Source organism: Patescibacteria group bacterium (genome assembly GCA_022560785.1).
Taxonomy (GTDB): domain Bacteria; phylum Patescibacteriota; class Minisyncoccia; order Phycocordibacterales; family JADFSL01; genus JADFSL01.
Genome location: JADFSL010000002.1, coordinates 1 through 19,903, shown reverse-complemented (window position 1 = coordinate 19,903; position 19,903 = coordinate 1). Strand labels below are relative to the sequence as shown.

Here is a 19,903-nt window from a genome sequence, read left to right as displayed (position 1 = left end):
CAGATCATCCGGGCTTCATTTGATATTACCACTGGTAAAACTGAGTTTTATCAGGTAAAAATTGTTGTTGATAAAAATCAGGTGCGGATAATAGAGGACGAAGAAGAATACAAGGAAGCCGGTGGTGAGAAACCCTCCTCCACACCTATTACGGCGGACAAGGAAGATGCAGAAGATGAACGAATTCGATATAATCCTGAACATCATATGTTTCTTGAAGACGCAGTGAAAATAAAAAAAGATGCAAAAGTTGACGACGAATTGGTGTTTCCACTTGAAGCAAAAGATGATTATGGTCGCATTGCGGCACAGACTGCAAAACAGGTGATAATTCAAAAAATACGGGAAGCTGAAAAAGTGTCTATGCTTGAAGAGTTTGGTAAGCGGCAAGGTGATATTATAAATGGAACTGTTCAGAGGATTGAACGCGGTAATATTTTCGTTGATTGTGGACGTGCAACTGGTCTACTGTCATACGACGAACAAATTCCAGGAGAACGATACCGACAAGGTGAGCGAATTAGAGCATACCTGTATGCTATCGACGAAAGTCAGCGCGGTATCTTTTTGCGTCTTTCCCGTTCACACCCAAAATTCTTGGAAAAACTCTTTGAAATGGAGGCGCCGGAGCTGACAAATGGAACAGTTGAAATAAAAGTGGTAGCTAGAGAAGCAGGTTCTCGTTCAAAAATTGCTGTCGTTTCTCATGATGAACACATAGATCCAGTCGGTTCTTTGGTTGGACAGCGCGGTGTCAGAGTGTCAACGGTAATGAGTGAACTAAGTGGCGAGAAGATTGATGTAATAGAATGGTCAGAGGACTCTGCACAGTTTATTGAGGAAGCACTCTCCCCTGCTAAGGTTATCGGTATTACAATAGATGAATCGGAAAATAAAGCGTCCGTTGAGGTTTCGGAAGATCAGCAGTCACTCGCCATCGGAAAGGGTGGGCAGAATGTGCGGCTTGCCGCAAAACTAACCGGATGGAAGATAGACATTCAATCTCTCAAAGGAGAAAATATTGCAGAGGCTGATGGTGAGTCTATAGATGTGGCAGAAGATAAAAATAAAGAGACATCTACTCCCTCTGATGCCACGGTCAACAAAAAAGAAATAGCAGAAGAAGAGGCCCTCGACATCGCCAAGGCTGACACAAACAAGAAAAAAGAGGTTAAAGAAGATGATACTTTAGCTGACGAAAAAAAGTAATTATCAGTCAAAAAACTATTATGAATCTATGGCATGATGTACCACTGGGAGATGATGTACCAAATGAATTCAATGCAATCATTGAAATCCCAAAAGGTTCGTACAATAAGTACGAAATAGATAAGGAAACTGGCCTTATCGCACTTGACCGCGCAAATTATTCCGCGTCTCCATATCCATTTGATTATGGCTTTGCTCCACAAACGCTATGGGATGATGATGATGCTCTTGATGTAATAATTCTTACTACATTTCCTCTTAATCTGGGGATTCTGGTTAGAGTTCGACCAGTTGCAGTTATGGAAATGATTGATTCTGGAGAATCTGATTTCAAAATTATCACTGTTCCTGTTGATGACAAACGCTGGGATGATGTAAAAGATTTGTCTGACCTTAATAAACACTCTCTCAAGGAGTTCCAGCATTTTTTTGAAACATACAAAACACTCAAAGGTAAAGGAGATATTGTTGAGGTCTATGGATATAAAGGAAAAAAGGAAGCGAAAGCAGCGGTTGAAAAATCAGTAAAACTCTACAAAGAAAAGTTTAAAAAGCACTAAGATGCTGAAATACCAGGCTTTTGCTTATTACTTATCAACAAAAAATGCTTTCCCCGCGAAAGCATTTTTTGTATACTGGGCGTAGCGGTTCATAGATAGAGGGTGGATTGACATACTGTTATTAATAGTGAGTTCGTATAACATGGGAAACATTACACAAAGAAAAACAACTGTATTTTATATACTGGCTGTTATTTTTGCTTTTGCATTTTTGTCGGGAGTAAGCTACGGTTCTGCCCAAGAAACAGGCTCAGCTATAGGAGAACGAGAGAGGTTGATTGACAAAACAGAGATTGATGCAGCAAGAAGTCTTTTGCGAGACAGATTGAAAGTACAAAGACTTGATGTAAAATCTAACTTGGAATTGCAAAGAACAGATTTTCGCAATGCTATTGATATAAGAAAAGTCGAGATTAGAACTCTACTTGAAGAAAGAAGTGGAGAAAACCGAGAAGAGTTGCATTTGAAACTTGACGAAATGAGAGGTGATGCTCGAGTCCTGTTTGAACAACATCGCACCGATCGAACTCAATTACTCAGAGAGAATCGAGTGGAACGGAAAAAAATATTGGAAGAAAGCCATCTTGAACAACGAGAATTGATTGCTGAGAGAAAAAAGGGGCTAGCCCGAGAGAGGGCTCATGCTTATACAGAGCGTATTATAAACAGATTTATCGCTGCATTTGACCGATTGGACAGACTGGCTGAAAGAATGCAGTCGCGAATAGACACACTCACCAATCAGGGTCTCGATCTCTCAGACGCTCTGAATAAACTCGATGACGCACGAGTGGAAATTGCCGCGTCGTATACTGTGGTAGGTGAAATTGAAGCTACTATTGTTGGCATTCTCGAATCTGACAACCCTGGAGAACAACTGGTCGACATCCGTAGCCAAATAGGTATCGGTAAAGATGTTTTGAAGAGCGCTCACCAAAGTCTTGTCGATGCCATCCGAATCATCAAAGCAGCTGGAGGTGTTGGCAATAGTGATGGTAATGAACCAGACGAATCAGATGATACAAATAATACAAGTACCGATACTACCGAGTAGCAATTATACGTAACATATAACAACATGGACGAACAAAACAAAATAAACCAAACCAATGCCAATGAAGGAGAGCAGACGCAACAATCTGAGACGCCTCCTGCTGCTTCTCCTCCTGCTTCTAATGAAAACGGTGAAAAACAAAAAGATAAACCAATTGGTCCTGTAGTCGGCGTTGCGATTATTGTCTCAGTTATTATTCTCGGTGGTTTCTACTTTTGGAGTGCAGAGTTGAGCAAAAAAAATGCACTGGATATGACTGGAGTTGAGATACTGAATCAGGACGACCCCGCACTTAATGCCCTCCAGAAACAGGGTTCTTCAGACAGTATAGCTGATATTGAACGAGATCTTCTCAATACCGATTTAGATAACATTGATAGTGAGCTTGAAAACATTGGGACAGAAGTGGGAAACATTTAGAAACTCATTCATTACGATATAAAAAACCTCCACCTGGAATGTGGGGTTTTTTATATCATACTGCCCAGTATACCTACTATCGCGCTTGCCAGTAATCATATGAGGCGGTACACTCCACATTGTATTGAATTCTAGTGCGTACTAATCTGTTGAATATGAATCCCGTTAGAGGTCACGGACGCGTAAGTAATATGAAATATATAATCAAAAAGTCGAATATTATTAATATATTATTGAGGGATGGACAATTTGTGTCCGCGCCCCACCTCTAAGCGGGATGAACAAGAGCGAAACAATCTGCGATAATATAGAAATACAAAAGCATACCGAGATATCTGAAGTTGAGTTAAAAGGTGAGATATCAAAGGATGCAACTCTTCGATACCGAAAAAAAGCGTTGTCCAAAATTGGAGAAAGTGCCACAATCTCAGGTTTTAGAAAAGGGCATGTTCCAGAACCTGTTTTGATTCGCGCCGTTGGGGAAAAGGCTATTCTTGAAGAAACTGCAGAACTTGTACTTTCCGACCTGTACCCAACGTTAGTAGAGGAGCATAAACTTGCTGTAATCGGTAAACCAAAAATTTCTATCACGAAGCTCGCTCCTGGTAATCCAATAGGTTTTATAATACGCACCGCAGTACTCCCCAATATCACACTTCCCGACTACAAAACTATAGCAATGGAGATAGTACGTTCTCAAAAACCATCGAGCACAGAAGTTGCCGATAAAGATATTGAGGAAACAATTCTCCACATCAGAAAGCAATTTGCGACGACATCGAATAGCGCAATTAAGAACGGCAACGGAATAAATAAAGATACTGGGGTGCAATTGCCGGAACTTACAGATGAATTTGTAAAAAAAATAGGCTCGTTTAAGAATGTTTCAGATTTTAGAAAAAAACTAGTGGAAAACATGGAACGTGAGAAGAAAAACCGCACAAAAGAAAAAGTAAGAATGGGTATTGGAAGTGCAATTATTGAAAAATCTCATATTCCACTTCCGAAAATACTCGTTGAAGGCGAACTTGATAAGATGCTTGCTCAATTCAAAGATGATATCAAAAAAATGAGGATTACATTTGACGACTATCTGGCAAAAATCAAAAAAACACCGGAAGATTTAAGAAAAGAATGGAAAACAGATGCAGAAAAACGAGCAAAGCTACAGTTGATATTAAATGCCATCGCAAAAAAAGAGAGTTTAGCTGCTTCACAAGAAGCAGTTGAGCGAGAAGTTAACCACCTTCTTTTGCACTTCAAAGACGCTGATAGAAAACGGGTAGCAATATACGCTGAAACTATACTTATGAATGAACAGGTATTCCAATTTCTGGAAAAACAGTCTTAAACTAAAAGTTGCCTCTACGGTGCAATCTGCTACTATAGCAACATAGAACAGGTAGAAGCTATACAACATATGCTTATTCCAACCGTTATTGACCTCGCATAGTATACTTCATTTCGTTTGGCAACTACGGGGCAAGAAAAAGTCAAAAAATTAAATTTGTTTAAATTACATGTTGATACCTACAGTAATAGAGAAGTCACAATTTGGAGAACGAGCATATGATATATATTCCCGTCTTTTGCGCGAGCGAATTATCTTTTTAGGTGGTCCGATTGAGGATCATACAGCCAATATTGTTATTGCTCAGCTTCTTTTCCTTGAATCAGAGGATCCGAAAAAGGATATTTCCCTTTACATCAACTCACCGGGAGGTTCGGTTACCTCTACACTTGCGATGCTCGATACCATGAATTACATCAAACCTGATGTTTCAACTGTCTGTGTCGGTGTTGCCGCATCGGGTGCTGCGATTCTTCTTTCAGCCGGAAAACGTGGAAAACGTTTTGCCCTACCGAACGCCGAAGTGATGATTCACCAACCATGGGGAGGTATACAAGGGCAAGCAACCGACATTGAAATTACTGCCAAGCATATTTTAAGTGTCAAAGACAAGCTCAATAAAATTCTGGCGAAAAATACAAATCAGACACTCGCGCAAGTTGAAAAAGATGTGGATAGAGACTTTTTCATGAACACCGAAGAAGCCAAAAAGTACGGTATTGTTGACCAAATCCTAAAGTCCAATGGGGACAAAAAGGGTAAATAACAGATACGGAGCAACCGCCTACCATAATATGCATGCCACACTATTCTGTGCGACATGTTTTCTAGACAACCGCAACCATATCTGCTAGCATGCAGATATACTATTGTATATTTGTTAATTAACTGAAAAGTCGCTTTTGCTTTACCGATAGAAATCACTGAAACTCAAACCGTATCTATTCAGCACACCATGAAATTTAATTTTTTCTCTACTCATACACAATTCACACCTGCATCTGCAGAGTGTTATGTTGTGCTTCAGTAAATCAGTAAGGTAGGAGCGGGTAACACCGCGTATGTCATTAAAAGTTGTAATTGTATTAATAGGACTCTCCGGTCTTGTGGGGATTTCTTTTGGGTACTTTCTCCGCTGGATTGTGTCACTCGGAAAACGAGGGTCAATGGAGCTTGAAATCAAGCAAATGATGCTTGATGCAAAGGAAGAAGCTAAGCGCATCACTGGAGGAGCTGAGAATAAAGCAAGAGAAACTGTAGAGGAACTTAGGGGAGAACTCAAAGAAAAAGAGGAGCAAGTAAAGAAAAATGAAGACCGTCTTATTAAAAAAGAGGAGTTTTTGGATAAACGACAACTTGATATTGATCAAGAAGTTGAAACCATAAAGAAAAAAATTGAAGAGGTAAAAGAAATACGGGAGAAAACCGAAGAACTCAATGAAAAAAGACAGGAAGAACTTGAAAAGATATCGGGACTCTCAAAACAAGACGCAAAAGTGGAGATCCTAAAGACTATTGAAAAAGAGCATGAGGAAGACATTTTGGTGCGTATGCAAAAACTTGAAACGGAAGGGTATGAGAAACTTGATCGGAAAGCAAAAGAGATACTGGTGGCATCAATTCACCGACTCGGCAACTCTGTCGCATCAGATGTTATGGCAATATCACTCTCACTCCCCTCTGATGAACTCAAGGGAAAAATCATCGGAAAGGAAGGGAGAAATATTAAGGCATTTGAACGCGCAACTGGCGTTGATGTTATCGTTGATGACACACCAGGAGTCATCACCCTCTCATCATTTGACCCGATCAGACGACAAGTCGCGCGAGTTGCGCTTGAGAATCTTATTATAGATGGAAGGATTCAGCCGGCAAAGATAGAAGAATCGGTCATTAAGGCAAAAGAGGATATTAATAAAATTATAAAAGAAAAAGGTGAGCAGGCAGCATATGAATGCGGAGTGTTCAACCTTGACCCACGAGTAATATCAATTTTGGGAAGACTGCACTTCCGAACGAGCTATGGTCAGAACGTACTTCAGCATTCAATAGAAATGGCACACATCTCTGGTATGTTGGCAGAAGAACTCGGGGCTGATGTATCGGTTGCTAAAGCCGGAGCGCTTCTCCACGACATTGGAAAGGCTGTTGATCATGAAGTGCAAGGTACCCATGTAGAGATTGGCAGGAGAATACTTCAAAAATTCGGTGTCAATGAGCCGATTATCCAGGCGATGCAATCCCATCATGAAGAGTACCCATACGAAACACCAGAATCTATCATTGTGCAGGTGGCAGATGCTATTTCAGGTGGTAGACCTGGTGCAAGACGGGACACTGTGGAAAACTATCTCAAGCGTTTAAGCGACCTTGAAGCCATTGCTAATTCTTTTGAAGGAGTTAATAAGACCTTCGCCATTCAAGCAGGAAGAGAAGTGCGCGTCTTTGTAACCCCTGAAGATATTTCAGACATTGAGGCCAAAAAAATGGCTAGAGATATAGCTCTTCGGATAGAAAACGAGGTGAAGTATCCCGGAGAAATCAAGATTAGTGTTATCCGCGAATCACGAGCTATAGAATTTGCACGGTAAAAATACGCCTCCACTGTACGGAGATGATAAAATAATCATAGTTTACTTATTCTCTGTCTCATATCTATCCTGTATTGCAGAAAAAACGGCTTACTATATACTTACCCAAGTACCGCAATACAACGATATACGTGTGTTGTCGGACAAAACCAATAATACGGTCGATGTTACTAATCCTGCTATGATGTTTTAACACCTTTGCAGGGTATTTAATACGTAAAAACACGATGAACAAAGCTTCAATAGTAGAAAAGGTCAACAGTCTCCTCGGAGGAACAAAAGCTGACGCAGAACGAGCTGTCGACTGTGTTATTGACTCAATTGTCGAAGGACTCAAGAGCGGTGATGAGGTATCACTTGCTGGACTTGGAATCTTTTCAACAAAGATGCGTCCGGCACGACAAGGCAGAAACCCACGAACCGGAGAAACTATCCAAATTCAGGCTATGCGCGTTCCTAAATTTAGAGCCGCGAAAGGACTGAAAGACGCAGTAAAATAATATTACTTCCTATTGCATTCAAAAAGCCCGTCACATGTGACGGGCTTTTTGACTCTTGTGCGGGATGGGAGAATCGAACTCCCGCTAGAAGGTTGGAAACCTCCTGTTCTACCACTAAACTAATCCCGCACTAATTATTCCAGATACAAAGGCAGATATTCTACCATTCACCCTCCTAAGTTTTTGTTCTACAAAAATTTAGGAGGGCAAGCTACACCCGCATAGAAACTAATCGTACCAAATAGCAAAATCCCTCGCAAATGCGAGGGATTTTTTTCAGAAGTTAAGTTTACGCTTCGGGTTTTGCTTCAGGTGTTGCTTCAGAAGTTTCAGCTTCCGTAGCTGCCTCTTCATTTCCTTCCTCTTTCTTTTCTTCTGCTCCTTCTCCTCCTTCTGGAGTTGTGTTTGGAGTATCGTCCATAGAATTCTTTTTTTAAAATCCTGTCATAAAAACAGACAGAGTCCTGATAAATAAAAACTCGGGGCTACCCAAGTTTCAGTACTTTTAAAGCATACACCAATGGTTACATTTGTCAATAAAACATAACGAAAATCATTCTCTGTCAAATTTTGCTGCTGAGCCACTCTGATTTGATGCTATACTGAACACGATGCCACTTATAGAATTTGCAAAACTGGTTATTGCTTTTCTCATTCTGGGAATTTTGGTTATCTATACTGTTTCGCTTTCAAAACAAACGGTTGTATACAACAAAACCCCCGCCACAAAAGATTTGTCGGTTGAAGAAGTCTCCAACACTGAGACATCAATGATACAAGAGCTGCAGGAAATACAGGAAACAATAGTACCCGAAAAGGAAATAGTAGTTATGCAAGAAGAAATTGTCGCATCTACCATTCCTGTTATTCCTCAACCAGTCCCGTTGATACCGATACAATCATTTTTAGGTATAAATGAAATCACCAGAGCCGCACTTGTAAACATTTTATGCACCACCACCTCTGGAGGACTTCTCAATCCAATCACCGGAAGTGGAGTTATTATAGATAGCCGTGGAGTCATTCTTACCAATGCTCATATAGCACAATACTTTCTACTCAGAGACTACCCGAATAAAGACGCAATTGAATGCATAATACGTGGAGGAAGTCCTGCAGAACCACTCTATACCGCTGAAATTCTCCATATTTCAACTGAGTGGATTACCGATAACACATCAAATATCACAAACCAAAATCCTATGGGAACCGGTGTTAATGACTATGCGTTTCTATTTATAACAAATCGTATAAATTCTAGTGAAGCACTTCCAAACACTTTTGTGTTTATACAACCTGATGTAAAAGAATCTTCGATCATAGTTGGAAATAATGTTCTGGTCGCCGGCTATCCTGCGGGGTTTCTAAGTGGAATTACAATACAAAAAGATCTCTACGCAGTATCCACTATTTCTGAAATAATGGAGCTTTTCACATTCGGAGATAATATGCTTGACCTTATTTCGCTCGGCGGCAGCATTACCGCGCAGAAAGGTTCTTCTGGCGGAGCAATCGTAAACAGCAACAGCAAACTGATAGGTGTTGTGGTTACAAGCAGTGATGGAGAAACAACCGCCGAGCGTGATTTACGTGCTATTACCCTCTCGCATATAGAGAGGAGCCTGAAAAAAAACAATGGATTTGGGCTTGAAATTCTTCTTTTCGGCGATTTAAGAGTGAAGTCGAATTTATTCAATCTCTCCACATCACCTGCGCTCACTGAACTTTTAGTAAATGAGCTTAAACAATAGCTCGTTAATAACACTGATTTTCGAAATTTGCTTATCCCTTATTTATGTGAATAGTTTGAGTAGGATAAGCAAAAGAAATCCCCTCTTTTCCAAATGCCTCAAAAATATCAAGATTTATTTTCTGCTGTATATTCATAAATTCCGTATAATCGTTTGATTGTACATAGTATGAAACTTCAAACATTAAAGCCGAGTCCCCAAAACCCTTGAAGTGAGTCCTATCAAACCGTGTCTTTTGAGCAGATTGTACGATTTTCTCAATTATTGACGGGATTTTTTTAAGTTTTGACTGTGATGTTTCATATAAAACCCCGATAGAAAATATAGATCTGCGCTCAGCGAGTCGTTTGAAATTCTGCACTCTCGCTTCAGTAAGCTCTTTGTTTGAAATAATAAGTTCTTCTCCAGTACGAGCACGGATCCGCGTTGATTTTATGCCTATTTTCTCAACCGTTCCCGAGTCTTTACCAACAACGATGAAGTCCCCTATCTGAAACGGTTTGTCAAAGTAAAGTGCAAATGAGCTGAATAAGTCAGCCAAAATACCCTGGAGTGCAAATGCAATCGCGACCCCGCCAATACCAAGCCCTGCAACGAGCGAGGTTATATTGATACCGAGGTTTGAAAGCACCAAAAGCACTCCAATAACCCACAGAGCCCCTTTTGCAAGCATGCTCAGATAGCCGGCTGCTGCCTTTGTGCTCGGGTCCGGATCCCCTTCAAACTTTTTGCGAATAACATAATCAACGAATATTTGAACCCCTATGATAATCTGGTATATAATCCACGTGAGCAGAATGCCATTTATTAAATTATTTACAAAACTGGTGAGAGAGATAAATTTTAAAGCAAAATAGAATGCAACGAAGTAATAAAATGACGGTCGCAAACTTTTGAAGATTTTTATGAGAGTGTCGTCAATATCAGTTTCTGTCTGTTCAGCAAGACCCGCTAAACGTTTCAAAATGACCCACTGAAGGCTTTTAAACACCGCAACAAGCACTGCAAAGGCAATAACCGCTTTAATGTAGCTCATAAGCGTATTCCCCAGAAGATACGCGTCAAGATTGATAATAAATTCCATATTGTGCTGTGTATTTTATATTAACACCACTCTATAAGCAAATAAAAAGGACAATTGAAATAATTATGGTTTCACTACTATTTCACTACTGGTAGTATATTACTATTTTGTCCCTTTAGACGAAATATCTTTGTTTTAATAGCTATTTCGCTTATCTTTTGGTTATTTGTGTAACAAAATATGCCGAAAATATTTACGTTCAGCAAATTATCCGACTTGATAAAATCAGACGGCGAAATAGGTAATGATTGGGCTATAGAGTAAATATACTAACTTTTAATCGGGGTGCCGATCGCTTCGGAGACAACATCCTTGATTTCATTTCGCTTGGTGGAAGTATAACTGCACAAAAGGGTTCCTCAGGTGGATCAGTGATAAATGGCAGTAACGAACTAACAGATGTTGTGGTTACGAGCAGTGATGGAGAAACAACCGCGGAGCGTGATTTACGCGCTATTACCCTATCGCATATAGAGAGGAGTCTAAAAGAAAACAACGGATTCGGTCTTGAAGTTCTCCTCTTTGGCGATTTGAGTGTGAAATCAAACTTATTTAATCTATCCACAACTCCAGAACTCACCGAACTTCTGATAAATGAACTTAAAAAAAATAATATAAAAATACCTCTGTGTTGTCTTATAAGACCTGTTAAATGTCTTAAAATGACCTGCTGAAGTCTACTAAATGCCGTCACAGACTATATTAATAACCCCTAATTTATTATAAACATATTTTCCAAGAGACATAAAATTAACTAATAAATGCCATAGTGCAGTGTAAGTCCTGTGTTGTTACTATTCTAAAGCAAACAAATGGGAAAATTAGAATAATTTTGAGCTTGTATTAACATATTGCTATTCTGTCCCTTTAGACGAAATATCTTTGTTTTAATAGCTATTTCGCTTATTTTAAGGTCACTTATATAATAAGAAGCGGCAAAAACTCTCATCGAGAATTGGGTTCGAGCTATTCAAATTTTTTATGAAAATTTCCACAGAAGTCCGCCAGACTTCTTGAGATATCCTGTGTCGGGGCGCCGAGAATCGAACTCGGACCACTCGGTCCCAAACCGAGCACACTACCACTATGCTACGCCCCGTTTTGCCCGAATAAAATGTGTATTCCTACATTTTATTTTAGGGTTTATTCAACCTCATAATTCTACTTGATTCTGCCACTAAACTCAACAAATTGTAAAGGACGTTTTAAAATGTCCTTTAGATGTCCTTTATAAAGGTTCCTCGACCTAAAGGCACGAGATATTGAACCTATGTTAGCTCCTCGACTCGGAAATGCTCAAACCTTCGGTTTGGCGTTTCGCTCGTTCTATGTCGCTAATAAAATTATGTCTTCTGTAAATCGACACTTAGCTTCTTTATTATTTAGATCAAGATATATTGCCAGCACATCAAATTGCCAATTCTCATCTTCAATTCCCTTTTCAATCAAATAGGTTTGGATAACTCGTGCCATTCGCTGTAATTTTTTGGGGTGCACATTCTCCTCCGGTCTATATCCTTCTGTTTCACGTGAAATGCTACCCACATTTTCACGTGAAACAGTTTTTACCTCTATAAATCGCAGTATTTTGTCCTTTTTAGCAATAATATCTATCTCACCCCATTTCTTGAGATAGTTCCTCTCAATTACCTTAAATCCACGTTTCATGAGAAACCTACAGGCAATATCCTCTCCTATTTTCCCAATTTTTTGCTTTTCAGTCTCTTTACTGTTCTTCATGAAACTCTTCTCAAATCAATTTCAAGTCAACTTATGTTATATACATATAGCTCATTATCCGTTTTTTTTCTAAATATTTTTCATATTATGATTTCACATGAAACTATATTTGTATGTTTCATGTGAAACTTATAGTGGATAAGGGACACTTTGTTTATAATCTCAATGTCCCATTAAAACCTTTATTTATCAACATATTTTTGAAAAAGTGCTCCTGAAGGACAGAAATCGAAATGTCCTTTATCAACACAATGCACAGCTTTATCCACACTTATGCACTATTTTTTGCTTTAAAGACACGAATTAAGGACAAAATACTCGGTGTCTCTTTGGTGGGGGAGACAGGGAAAGAGACTCGGTCACAACTTCCGCCTTCGGCGAAGTCGCGACCCGAGAAAAGGTACGGCCGCACCTTTTCTCCACCGTCGATAAAGCGATATATTCCGGCTTTCGATTCTCCACGAAAGCAAAGCAGTTTGCTTTCTCTACCCGCGCTCTTGAAGCATAAAATTGTCAGGAAAAAATCTGGCAATTTTACGCTTGGTGCGGGTAGGGAGAATCGAACTCCCGTCTTATCCTTGGCAAGGACATGTCATACCACTAAACTATACCCGCATAATTCCATACATTCTACCATTCACCCTCCTAAGTTTTTGTTCTACAAAAATTTAGGATGGCAAGCTGTACCCGCAAAAATATTCGGTAATTATACTATATTTTGTTATCTTTGCTCAATCTGTACTTATAAAACCCGAAAATCGCTAGTAAAAACTAGTGATTTTCATGCTAGCGCGCCCGGCAGGATTCCTCTTCCTCTGCACATTTTCAATCGCAGAGCGATATAGAAAACGTGCTCCTCCAGAGCCACGGACCCCGCCTTAAACCAATGGCGGCGGGGTTCCGTTCGAATCCTGCCAAAGCAACCTCTAATAGCACAACGAGGTAGGAGAAACCTACCTTGTTGTGACTATAGGCGCGCCCGGCAGGATTCGAACCCACAATAACTGGTCCGAAGCCAGTCGTGATATCCATTTCACTACGGGCGCAAAATGATAGCATTATAATACGCTATATTAGCGAAACAGCAAAATGTATAATACAATAAATGTATGTCAAATACGCTGAAATTTAAGGTTCCAAAGGAGGTTTCACGAGTAACTGAGGAGCTAGAAAAGGCTGATTTTGAGGCTTATCTGGTGGGGGGCTGTGTCCGTGACCTCCTGCGAGAAAAAGTCCCTAAAGACTGGGATATAGCTACAAATGCCAAGCCCGACGAAATCGTGGAGCTCTTTGATGACACGTTCTACAACAATGAATTTGGAACTGTAGGTGTGGTAAATGAGCAAGTAGAGGATGAGTCTCTGAAGGTCATACAAGTTACCCCGTACCGACTTGAATCTTCCTATACCGATGCTCGTCATCCAGATTCTGTTGAATTTGGAAATTCTCTTGAAGCTGACCTTAAGCGCAGAGATTTTACGGTAAACGCTCTGGCGTACAGTGTTTCTCAAGGACATCTTGTTGACCTTTATAAAGGGCAGGAGGATATAAAGGACAGAATATTGCGAGCGGTGGGGAAGCCTGATGAACGATTTGCAGAAGATGCGCTCCGAATTCTCCGTGCGATACGCCTTTCTGCGGAGCTTTCATTCTCAATTGAACGGGAAACAGAAGAGGCAATAAAAAGGACTGCTTCCACACTTGAGAAAATATCCATGGAACGTATCAGAGATGAATTATCACGCATTCTCATGTCTAAAAGACCCATGGAGGGTCTTTTAAGCGCACAACGACTTGGTGTGCTTAAACACTTCATACCAGACCTTGAGAGGGGTATTGGGGTAAACCAGAATCAGGCTCATAAATACGATGTCTACGAACATAATCTAAGGACACTCCAACATGCGGCTGACAAAGATTGGTCACTGGATCTTCGTTTGGCAGCTTTATTTCACGATATATCAAAACCAGAGACACGGCGCAGATCAGAAGAGAAAAATGACTGGACATTCCACGGACATGACGTGGTGGGAGCGCGGCTCACTAGAAAGATACTTATCGGTTTGAAATATTCAAAGAAAACGGTGGATGCTGTTGTAAAGTTGGTCAGATGGCACATGTTTTTCTCAGACCCTGAAAAAATAACCCTTTCCGCAGTACGTAGAATCATTGGAAATGTGGGAGAAGAGAGTATATGGTTCCTGATGGACCTAAGGGTGTGCGATAGAGTAGGTACCGGACGACCAAAGGAGAATCCATACCGGTTCAGGAAGTATAAATCGATGGTTGAAGAGGCTCTCCGCGACCCAATTTCAGTCGGAATGCTTAAAATAGACGGTAACTCACTGATGAAAATAACTAATGAGAAGTCAGGACCAAAAATTGGATACACACTCCATGCTCTACTCGAAGAAGTGCTAGAAGACCCCACACTCAACACAAAAGAATATCTTGAAAAACAAGGAAAAGTGTTAATCGTGCTTCCTATGGCAGAACTTAAAAGTTTAGGAGAAAAAGGAAAGGTGAAAAAAGATACGGAAGAGGAGAAGAAAGTAAAAGAGATACGAGGTAGGTACTGGGTACAATAAAGGACAATAAAAAAAACCGCCCTTAATGAAAGGCGTTGTGGAGAGGGCCTTTCAGGGCGGCTTTTCCCATCTAAAGAACAAACATATTGGCTGTGTCACATACCATTTTACGCAAAAATTTTGTATGGTGTGGATATGTGTACCGTCAACCAATACACAATCCAAAGATGTTTGCTAGGGAAGAAAGAGGGAAATGTGAAGAACAAATATTGAGAAAAACTCAATGTCTAATACAAGTGTAGCAATCATAAAGGACATGTAAAGGACAAAACTGTGGATAAATGTCCTTTATAATTCTTCAGGCTCTTCAGACTATAGGAGCTCAAGCTCAATTGGACAATGGTCAGAGCCATATACATTGGTAAGAATGGAAACTCCTTTTATTTTATTCTGCAGATTTGAGCTGACAAAAAAGTAGTCGATGCGCCAACCAACATTTCTATCGCGAGCCGCTGTCTTTAAATCCCAATATGAATAAGCATTTTTTTTATTCGGATGGAAATGTCTAAATGTATCTATGTATCCATGATTTATCACCTCATCAATCCAAGCTCTTTCCTCAGGAAGAAAGCCAGTATTGTCCTCGTTTTCTTTTGGGCGCGCTAAATCAATTTCCTCATGGGCCGTGTTTATATCTCCGCAGAAAATAATTTTGTTGCCTTTCTTTTTTAATTTTTCTATATAATCAAGAAATGCGTCATAAAAATCAAGTTTATATTGAAGTCGCTCCGGCCCCTGTCCACCATTGGGAAAGTAAACATTAAGCAGAATAAAGTCCGAAAAGTAGGAAATTATCAGCCGACCTTCGTCATCAAATTTTTTTATTCCCATGCCGTATTCAACTTTTTCTGGCTCTGTTTTGGTGTAGAGTGCCACGCCGCTGTATCCTTTTTTAACAACAGATGATGCGAAATATGAAAAATATCCCTTCACATTTCTGACTTCAGACTGAAGCTGATCAGGATGCGCTTTGGTCTCCTGCAAACAAAAAATGTCAGGTTTTTCTTTGAGAAAACTCCCCCAATAGTCATTTCTGTGCACAGCGCGCAAACCGTTCACGTTCCAAGACAGTAGTTTTGTCATTTATATATCATATCAACTTTATATAAAAAGCAAACGGCTCCGACGGTACTGTCGGAGCTATTTTCGGCTATTATTTCCATTGTACCAAGTGTATTTTTTTTATATTCATATCCATCATGCATATATAAAAGACATGTCCGTTATGTGCGTTTTTTGCCGTGAAATTCCTTGTGTATATTTTTTAAATGTATGTCCGTTACATGAGTGTAAACTTGCGTCGTTGAAATGTTGGCGTGTCCTAAAAGTGCTTGCACTGAGCGAATATCAGCTCCGTTTTGAAGTAAATCAGTTGCAAAACTGTGTCGAATCACATGTGGAGTAACCTTTTTAGATATTCCAGCTTTTATTGCATAGTATTTTACTATTCTCTCAACCGAGCGTGGTGTGAGCCTCAGTGAATCCTTGCTCGAAACTCCTCTGCTAAGTTGTATGAAGAGTGAATCGTCCATGTCAGTACGTTTTTCCATATATTTTTTTAGTATATCTTTTGCATCAGACGAGAGAAATACAACACGGATCTTGTCTCCCTTGCCTCGCACAGAAAATTCATCGGCGCGTATATCCAAATCATTATTAAGTGAACAAAGCTCTGAAACCCGAAGACCTGTAGAAAACAGTAGCTCAAGCATCGCTTTGTCCCGTAGAGACTTTAAATCTTCCCCTTGGGGGGCGTTCATGAGACGATTGAGCTCATCACTTGAAATGAGGTCCAAACTGCGTTGTGGCACTTTTGCAAGCTCTATCCGCTCTGGTGAAATAGATTCAATAGTGCGTTTTCTCATGTATTTGAGAAATGCGCGAAGCGCTATGAGATAGTAGTTTTGAGTTTTTCTCTTAAGTGTTTGTTGCTCTCCGATTGGAGGCACTCCCGATGTCCTGCCTACTGGCGAGGCAGGTTGCCGGTTGAGCCACAACCGGTATTCACGAATAACATCATCGGTAATATCCTTTGGATCGGTAAGTTTTGACCATTCAAGAAATCTACTGAGATACTGATCGTAGTTTGCAATTGTTTTTAAACTACGACCTTTCTCAATTTCGAGATGTTCAAGAAATTCCCGTTTCAACTGATTAAGCTCGTATGTCATACACTCATTATACCAATAGTAAGTGTCGCACAACAAGAATTGTTCTATACATATTGTGTCAGAAAATCTGAAAATATTGTAAGACAATAAATATAACGTCGCACAAGATTTTACACAGCTCTTGCAAAGTATTATCAAATGTGGTACTCTGTTGTTCTCTATGCTTACAAAGAGAAAGAAACAAAACGCTATAAAGGACACGAAAATGCACGAAACGGACACGGGTTCTCCCGAGGTGCAAGTGTCTATTTTGAGTAGAAAAATAGATGAACTTGCGACGCATCTCAAGAAAAATCTAAAGGACAAGCATTCGAGAAAGGGGCTTCTTTCCATGGTCGCTGACCGAAGAACGCACCTAAAGTACCTTGAAAAAAAGGATAAGCGGCGCTACAATGCGCTCATCAAGAAGCTCAATCTTAAAAGATAAAGTATTCTTGATATCATTTTATAAGTTTTTAATCAATCGTATTTTCATACGAGTCATTAATTATGGCTATTATAAAACACAAGAATCAGCGCGTGGGAATTTTCATAGATACACAAAATCTCTATCACAGCGCAAAAAACCTTTACAAATCAAAAGTAAACTTCGGTACAGTATTAAAAGAAGCTCTTGCTGGAAGACCTCTTATACGTGCAATGGCCTATGTGGTCACCACGGAATCAGGTGAAGAACAGGGATTTTTCGATGCCCTGACCAAATTAGGCATAGAAACCAAAACCAAAGACCTTCAAATATTCTACGGTGGGGCTAAAAAGGCAGACTGGGATGTCGGTATGGCAGTTGATGCTATTAAAATGGCATCTAAGCTTGATACTATCATTTTGGCAACCGGCGACGGTGATTTTATACCACTCGTTGAGTACCTTATGAAAGAAGGATGTCAGGTTGAGATTATTTCGTTTAGTAAATCATCCTCATCTAGACTTCAGGAGGTTGCCGACGACTTTATAGACATGTGCGAAGACCCAAAAAAGTATCTCATCGGATACCGTGGGGAACGAAAAAGTATATGGTCTGCCAAATAAAGTTACAAACAAATTAAAGGCCCCCGCCCGGCAGTTGCCGGGCGGGGATTTTGTTGCTCGAAGGTGGAAACCTGCTACACTGGAGGCATTATACGTTAATGTTGACCTCTAGATAGGTAGGCTTGAAATATATTTTCAAACCTAAAATCTGAGGGTCACACAACCCACTTATGGAAGAAAAAGAATATTCACTCCAGATTGGAGGAAAAACTCTTACCGCCCAGTTTACCAATCTTGCTGACCAAGCTAATGGCTCGGTGTTATTGCGATATGGAAACACGACGGTTCTTGCAACCGCAGTAATGTCCTTGAACGAACGCGATGGACTTAATTATTTCCCGCTGACTGTTGATTACGAGGAAAAATTCTATGCCGCCGGTGCAATTTTAGGCAGCCGCTTCGTCAGAAGAGAGGGTAGACCCTCTGAAGAAGCAATTCTCTCAGGTAGAGTGGTAGACCGCGCTATTAGACCGATGTTTGACAGCCATATACGCAGAGAAATACAGATAGTCATCACCGTTCTTTCTATAGATGAAGACGACCCAGACATACTCGCTGTCAATGCAGCATCACTGGCACTACTTACTTCTGATATCCCGTGGAACGGGCCTATTAGTGCTGTAAGAATTGGTAAACACAAAGGAAATGGAGAGTTTGCGATTAATCCACCATATACTTTCAGAGAGAACTCAGATACAGAAGTAGATATGATTATCTGCGGAAAAGACAGGAGTATAAATATGATTGAGGTCGGCTCTCATGAGTCAGATGAATCGGTACTAGTTGAAGCGTTTAAAAAAGCCTCCGAGGAAATACACGCACTTCAGGAATTTCAAAACAAAATTGCAAAAGAAATTGGTAAGAAAAAGCATGTTATAGAAAAGAGAGAAGTGCCACAGCCCCTCATATCGCTTTTTGAAAAAGAGGTTGCACAGAAACTTTCAGACGCAATTTTTTCTGAGGACGGCAAGAAAGCCACTGAAACACTTAAAAATGAGTGGCTTGAACAGGTGCAGGAGATATTATCCGAAGAAGAGTGTGTCTTTGCACCATATTATTACGAAGACATGGTCAGTGACACACTTCATAGAGAAGCGCTTGAAAATGAAAAGCGTGCCGATGGAAGAAAAATGAACGAGGTGCGACCTTTGTTTGCCAAGGCTGGAAAAGTATCGCCGATTTTGCATGGTTCGGGAATCTTCTATCGCGGCGGTACTCATGTATTCTCGGCATTGACTTTAGGGGGACCTCAGGATTCTCAGATTATAGATAGTATAGAAGCACGGAAAGCCACAAAACGTTTTATGCACCATTACAACTTCCCGCCATTTTCTGTCGGCGAAACTGGTCGACTCGGTGGCCCCAACCGAAGAATGATAGGGCACGGTGCACTTGCCGAAAAAGCACTTGAACCTATAATTCCTGATAAAGAAGCTTTCCCGTACACAATACGTATTGTATCGGAAAGTATGGCATCAAACGGCTCAACCTCAATGGCGTCAGTCTGTGCTAGCACAATAGCACTTATGGATGGTGGTGTGCCCATTGTGCGCCCCGTGGCGGGGATTGCGCTTGGACTTATGATGGGAGATACCAACAAATATAAAATCTTAACTGATATTCAAGGTCCAGAAGACCATCATGGTGATATGGATCTGAAAGTTGCTGGAACCAGAAAAGGAATCACTGCCATTCAAATGGATGTGAAAGTTGGCGGAATACCGATTCCGATACTTGTGGAGGCACTTACGGAAGCAAAACGTGCACGCCTGAAGATTCTTGATGTAATCGAAAATGAAATTTCCAAACCACGTGAACATATCTCTCCACGCGCACCTGAAATTGTTTCAATCAC

The 19,903-nt window shown here is 40.3% G+C and carries 18 protein-coding genes and 4 tRNA genes; 14 read left to right on the top strand and 8 right to left on the bottom strand.

Features of this window, described 5'->3' with window-relative positions; translation table 11 throughout:
* From nusA to IIB50_00315, 8 genes are all read left to right on the top strand, one after another.
* Positions 1 to 1,209: transcription termination/antitermination protein NusA (gene nusA, locus IIB50_00350; protein ID MCH7529559.1), on the top strand; the 1,209-nt coding region annotated here is incomplete at its 5' end.
* A gap of 20 nt (positions 1,210 to 1,229) precedes the next feature.
* A complete protein-coding gene (locus IIB50_00345; GenBank protein MCH7529558.1) occupies positions 1,230 to 1,769 on the top strand; it encodes an inorganic diphosphatase in 540 nt (179 codons plus the stop codon).
* Between the two features lie 142 nt (positions 1,770 to 1,911).
* The gene (locus tag IIB50_00340) at positions 1,912 to 2,823 is read left to right on the top strand and encodes a hypothetical protein (protein MCH7529557.1); all 912 of its coding nucleotides are present in this window, start codon (positions 1,912 to 1,914) and stop codon (positions 2,821 to 2,823) included.
* 24 nt (positions 2,824 to 2,847) lie between these two features.
* Entirely contained in the window at positions 2,848 to 3,243 is a 396-nt protein-coding gene (locus IIB50_00335; GenBank protein MCH7529556.1) for a hypothetical protein, read from the top strand.
* A 277-nt stretch (positions 3,244 to 3,520) separates the two neighbouring features.
* Entirely contained in the window at positions 3,521 to 4,594 is a 1,074-nt protein-coding gene (locus IIB50_00330; protein ID MCH7529555.1) for a hypothetical protein, read from the top strand.
* A gap of 169 nt (positions 4,595 to 4,763) precedes the next feature.
* A complete protein-coding gene (gene clpP / locus IIB50_00325; GenBank protein MCH7529554.1) occupies positions 4,764 to 5,360 on the top strand; it encodes an ATP-dependent Clp endopeptidase proteolytic subunit ClpP in 597 nt (198 codons plus the stop codon).
* A gap of 295 nt (positions 5,361 to 5,655) precedes the next feature.
* Positions 5,656 to 7,185 carry a ribonuclease Y gene (gene rny, locus IIB50_00320; GenBank protein MCH7529553.1) on the top strand — a complete coding sequence of 510 codons (1,530 nt, stop codon included), beginning with the start codon at positions 5,656 to 5,658 and terminating at the stop codon, positions 7,183 to 7,185.
* Positions 7,186 to 7,412: 227 nt separating this feature from the next.
* Positions 7,413 to 7,685, top strand: a complete 273-nt coding sequence (locus tag IIB50_00315) for an HU family DNA-binding protein (GenBank protein ID MCH7529552.1) — start codon at positions 7,413 to 7,415, stop codon at positions 7,683 to 7,685.
* A gap of 58 nt (positions 7,686 to 7,743) precedes the next feature.
* Here IIB50_00315 and IIB50_00310 read toward each other — a convergent pair.
* Positions 7,744 to 7,814: transfer RNA gene (locus tag IIB50_00310), tRNA-Gly, on the bottom strand.
* Between the two features lie 482 nt (positions 7,815 to 8,296).
* Here IIB50_00310 and IIB50_00305 point away from each other — a divergent pair.
* Positions 8,297 to 9,436: a trypsin-like peptidase domain-containing protein gene (locus tag IIB50_00305; GenBank protein ID MCH7529551.1), complete on the top strand. Its 1,140-nt coding sequence runs from the start codon at positions 8,297 to 8,299 to the stop codon at positions 9,434 to 9,436.
* Between the two features lie 31 nt (positions 9,437 to 9,467).
* Here IIB50_00305 and IIB50_00300 read toward each other — a convergent pair whose 3' ends face one another.
* Entirely contained in the window at positions 9,468 to 10,520 is a 1,053-nt protein-coding gene (locus tag IIB50_00300; GenBank protein ID MCH7529550.1) for a mechanosensitive ion channel family protein, read from the bottom strand.
* Positions 10,521 to 10,768: 248 nt separating this feature from the next.
* On the opposite strand from IIB50_00300, the gene IIB50_00295 reads away from it, so the two are divergent.
* Positions 10,769 to 11,194, top strand: a complete 426-nt coding sequence (locus IIB50_00295) for a hypothetical protein (protein MCH7529549.1) — start codon at positions 10,769 to 10,771, stop codon at positions 11,192 to 11,194.
* Between the two features lie 354 nt (positions 11,195 to 11,548).
* Here IIB50_00295 and IIB50_00290 read toward each other — a convergent pair.
* The 4 genes from IIB50_00290 to IIB50_00275 form a co-directional block, all read right to left on the bottom strand.
* Positions 11,549 to 11,619: transfer RNA gene (locus IIB50_00290), tRNA-Pro, on the bottom strand.
* 227 nt (positions 11,620 to 11,846) lie between these two features.
* Positions 11,847 to 12,260 carry a YraN family protein gene (locus IIB50_00285; protein ID MCH7529548.1) on the bottom strand — a complete coding sequence of 138 codons (414 nt, stop codon included), beginning with the start codon at positions 12,258 to 12,260 and terminating at the stop codon, positions 11,847 to 11,849.
* Positions 12,261 to 12,801: 541 nt separating this feature from the next.
* Positions 12,802 to 12,875 (bottom strand) — tRNA-Gly (locus tag IIB50_00280).
* Positions 12,876 to 13,234: 359 nt separating this feature from the next.
* Positions 13,235 to 13,306, bottom strand: a tRNA-Arg gene (locus tag IIB50_00275).
* Positions 13,307 to 13,369: 63 nt separating this feature from the next.
* Here IIB50_00275 and IIB50_00270 point away from each other — a divergent pair.
* The gene (locus IIB50_00270) at positions 13,370 to 14,848 is read left to right on the top strand and encodes an HD domain-containing protein (GenBank protein MCH7529547.1); all 1,479 of its coding nucleotides are present in this window, start codon (positions 13,370 to 13,372) and stop codon (positions 14,846 to 14,848) included.
* Between the two features lie 312 nt (positions 14,849 to 15,160).
* Here IIB50_00270 and xth read toward each other — a convergent pair whose 3' ends face one another.
* A complete protein-coding gene (xth, locus tag IIB50_00265; protein MCH7529546.1) occupies positions 15,161 to 15,931 on the bottom strand; it encodes an exodeoxyribonuclease III in 771 nt (256 codons plus the stop codon).
* A 140-nt stretch (positions 15,932 to 16,071) separates the two neighbouring features.
* On the bottom strand, positions 16,072 to 17,019 hold the full coding sequence (locus IIB50_00260) for a tyrosine-type recombinase/integrase (protein MCH7529545.1): 948 nt from the start codon (positions 17,017 to 17,019) through the stop codon (positions 16,072 to 16,074).
* A 160-nt stretch (positions 17,020 to 17,179) separates the two neighbouring features.
* On the opposite strand from IIB50_00260, the gene rpsO reads away from it, so the two are divergent.
* From rpsO to IIB50_00245, 3 genes are all read left to right on the top strand, one after another.
* Positions 17,180 to 17,446: a 30S ribosomal protein S15 gene (gene rpsO, locus IIB50_00255; protein MCH7529544.1), complete on the top strand. Its 267-nt coding sequence runs from the start codon at positions 17,180 to 17,182 to the stop codon at positions 17,444 to 17,446.
* A 62-nt stretch (positions 17,447 to 17,508) separates the two neighbouring features.
* Positions 17,509 to 18,048: an NYN domain-containing protein gene (locus IIB50_00250; GenBank protein MCH7529543.1), complete on the top strand. Its 540-nt coding sequence runs from the start codon at positions 17,509 to 17,511 to the stop codon at positions 18,046 to 18,048.
* A gap of 170 nt (positions 18,049 to 18,218) precedes the next feature.
* On the top strand, positions 18,219 to 19,903 hold a 1,685-nt coding region (locus IIB50_00245), incomplete at its 3' end, for a polyribonucleotide nucleotidyltransferase (GenBank protein MCH7529542.1).

Excerpts from the sequence above, each read along its gene's own strand:
- rpsO (MCH7529544.1), top strand. The coding sequence starts at position 17,180 with ATGCTTACAAAGAGAAAGAAACAAAACGCTATAAAGGACACGAAAATG.
- IIB50_00250 (MCH7529543.1), top strand. The coding sequence starts at position 17,509 with ATGGCTATTATAAAACACAAGAATCAGCGCGTGGGAATTTTCATAGAT.
- rny (MCH7529553.1), top strand. The coding sequence starts at position 5,656 with ATGTCATTAAAAGTTGTAATTGTATTAATAGGACTCTCCGGTCTTGTG.
- IIB50_00305 (MCH7529551.1), top strand. The coding sequence starts at position 8,297 with ATGCCACTTATAGAATTTGCAAAACTGGTTATTGCTTTTCTCATTCTG.
- IIB50_00340 (MCH7529557.1), top strand. The coding sequence starts at position 1,912 with ATGGGAAACATTACACAAAGAAAAACAACTGTATTTTATATACTGGCT.
- clpP (MCH7529554.1), top strand. The coding sequence starts at position 4,764 with ATGTTGATACCTACAGTAATAGAGAAGTCACAATTTGGAGAACGAGCA.
- IIB50_00260 (MCH7529545.1), bottom strand. The coding sequence starts at position 17,019 with ATGACATACGAGCTTAATCAGTTGAAACGGGAATTTCTTGAACATCTC.
- IIB50_00345 (MCH7529558.1), top strand. The coding sequence starts at position 1,230 with ATGAATCTATGGCATGATGTACCACTGGGAGATGATGTACCAAATGAA.
- xth (MCH7529546.1), bottom strand. The coding sequence starts at position 15,931 with ATGACAAAACTACTGTCTTGGAACGTGAACGGTTTGCGCGCTGTGCAC.
- IIB50_00300 (MCH7529550.1), bottom strand. The coding sequence starts at position 10,520 with ATGGAATTTATTATCAATCTTGACGCGTATCTTCTGGGGAATACGCTT.
- IIB50_00315 (MCH7529552.1), top strand. The coding sequence starts at position 7,413 with ATGAACAAAGCTTCAATAGTAGAAAAGGTCAACAGTCTCCTCGGAGGA.
- IIB50_00330 (MCH7529555.1), top strand. The coding sequence starts at position 3,521 with ATGAACAAGAGCGAAACAATCTGCGATAATATAGAAATACAAAAGCAT.
- IIB50_00285 (MCH7529548.1), bottom strand. The coding sequence starts at position 12,260 with ATGAAGAACAGTAAAGAGACTGAAAAGCAAAAAATTGGGAAAATAGGA.
- IIB50_00270 (MCH7529547.1), top strand. The coding sequence starts at position 13,370 with ATGTCAAATACGCTGAAATTTAAGGTTCCAAAGGAGGTTTCACGAGTA.
- IIB50_00335 (MCH7529556.1), top strand. The coding sequence starts at position 2,848 with ATGGACGAACAAAACAAAATAAACCAAACCAATGCCAATGAAGGAGAG.